Here is a 2,455-nt window from a genome sequence, read left to right on the forward strand (position 1 = left end):
CAATTTCAAAATCTCCGTTTGTTTATTGACAACTTTTCTACTTTGGAGTTGCGATTCTCAACAGAACACCGATCAAAAATTATTTAATGGTGACGACTTAGCGGGTTGGTCTGCGGCTAATCCAAAGTACTGGTCGGTGGAGGACGGTGCTATCGTGGCCAATGCGCAGGCAGAAGTACCCAGAAATGAGTTTCTCTGGTCCGACACGGAAGTGAGGGACTTTTATCTAAAAGCTGAAGTACTGATGGAGCGCAACGAAGGAAACGCGGGAATCCAGTTTCGCTCTACCAAAGCGGACTCGACCGGACAGGCGCTCGGCTACCAAGCCGACATGGGCAAGGGCGTGTGGGGACGATTGTACCATGAACACGGACGACAAAAGCTTTTTTGGTCAGATCGCGGTGAGCAGGCCGTGAAGCCCGGCAAGTGGAACACTTACGAAATACTGGCCGTAGGCGACCGCATTTGGACAGCGATCAACGGCAGGCTGGCGGTGGCGGTCAGGGATACTGGCGGCGACGAAGCGGGCTATATTGCCTTGCAACTACACGCTGGGCCACCCCAAACGGTGCGGTACCGGATCAAAGAATTTTTGAAAAATCCAAAGGTCGAACTGGCCGGGATGGGCGAGAAGACATTGAACGAGAAATTGGAGATTCCGATGGACAAACAATAGGTTGTCAAGGTGACAACCAGTAGCGCAGAGAGGCTTTTGCCTGCGCTATTCTTTTGAGCAGAGTGGCGCATTCAAAATCCTGAGGCCAATCAAGTCAAGACGCCTAACGAAGCCGATCCCAGCGATCGGTCACTATCACCCGAAGGGGTGGATTGCGCCATGAGTGGCTGTACGCCAATGCCCTGAAATAGTCAGACGCTGGTGTTCCTGATTCCTCAGAACTTCCTGGATCGGAATCCGCTGGCGGTAGAGAATGAATAAGGGTTCGAAGAAAGAATGATGTTCGGCCGTATTATTTAATAAAAGCGTAGGAAATCACCTTCCCACCCTTTTGCTTTTTAACGTTAGGCGCAAATGGCTCACCTCGAAAAACTCAGCAAAAATGAATGAAAGAAGATTACCCTATAACTTGTCCTTAGGACTCATATTCCTGCTTTTCGGCTGCTTTATCATGCCCGAAACAGCCGAAAATGCTGAGTCAAAACCCAATATCCTGCTCATCCTCTCCGACGACCACAGCGTTCCTTACCTGGGAGTTTACGGGAACAAAGACCTGCAAACGCCCAATCTAGACAAATTGGCGATGGAAGGCGTGCTGTTCCAGCGGGCCTACACAACGGCCCCTCAGTGCGTGCCTTCCCGGTCGTCCATTCTCACGGGCCGGAATGTGATCGACATTCGCATGAGTCGGTTCTCGGCCCCGCTGCCGCGCGATGTTCCCACCATTCCCGAATTTCTGCGACCAGAGGGCTACTATACGGGTATTTGCGGCCGAAGCTACCACCTCGACGGCTCGGGCAAAAGACCCCCGGAAACGGACGAAGCCTTTGAGAAATACAAACTCACCACTTTTAAAGAAAGAGTCGATTACCTTAATTCTGGATCCGATGATAAAGTGCTGGGACAGTTCAAAGAGTTTCTGGATCAGGTGCCGGGCAAAAAGCCCTTTTTCATGTGGATGAATTACAGCGACCCGCACCGTCCGTTTACCGCCGATTCTTTTGAGCCCGATCCCAAAAGCCTGCGCGTACCGGAAGGCATGCCCGATACCGAAGAAGTGAGAAAAGGTCTCGCTCAACATCTCGGCGAAATTATGCGACTGGACAGTCACGTAGGCGAGGTACTTCAAGAATTGGAAAAGCGGGGCGTCGCCAAAAATACCGTAGTCATATTCATGGGCGATAATGGCGCGGCTCTGCTGCGCGGCAAGGGCACCCTCTACGATTTGGGCATTCATGTGCCGCTCATCGTGGCCGGGCCAGGCGTGAAGTCGGGCCTTTCTACTGACGCCCTGGTTTCCGGTATCGACATCGCTCCAACCGTTTTGGCCCTGGCCGGAGTCGATGCCCCCACTGCCATGACCGGACAAAGCTTCCTGCCCGCGCTACGCGGACTGAACCACGCAGGTTCCGAGTACATTTTTGCCAGTCGGGTGCCTCATGGGTCTAGTTTGCCGATGAACACCGGAGCGTTCGACTTAGCCCGGACGGTATTTGATAAAAAATACAAACTGATCTACAACACCCTGTGGCAGTTGCCCTACTCCCCGGTGGATTTTAACAACCATCCTTTATGGCAAGATCTCATCGCCAGGAAGAAAAACGGAAAGCTGGACGCCAAATACGCCAAAACTCTTTTCGCAGAACCCAGGTCGATGTTTGAGCTGTACGATTCGGAAAGCGACCCGCACGAAATGAACAATCTCAGCGGCAAACCCGAATACGCTGAAACAGAACACCGTCTTAAAGCGAAGCTGCACGAATGGATGATCGTCAATCA

At 52.1% G+C, this 2,455-nt stretch carries 2 protein-coding genes; both read left to right on the forward strand.

Translation table 11 applies throughout. The annotated features are described in order from the left end of the window. The coding region (locus tag ACEW8P_RS14120) for a DUF1080 domain-containing protein (RefSeq protein WP_373513722.1) at positions 1–676 on the forward strand (676 nt) is incomplete at its 5' end. A gap of 382 nt (positions 677–1,058) precedes the next feature. Beyond that, positions 1,059–2,455: sulfatase (locus ACEW8P_RS14125; protein ID WP_373513723.1), on the forward strand; the 1,397-nt coding region annotated here is incomplete at its 3' end.

Source organism: Persicitalea sp. (assembly GCF_041751555.1).
In the GTDB taxonomy this organism is placed as follows: domain Bacteria; phylum Bacteroidota; class Bacteroidia; order Cytophagales; family Spirosomataceae; genus Persicitalea.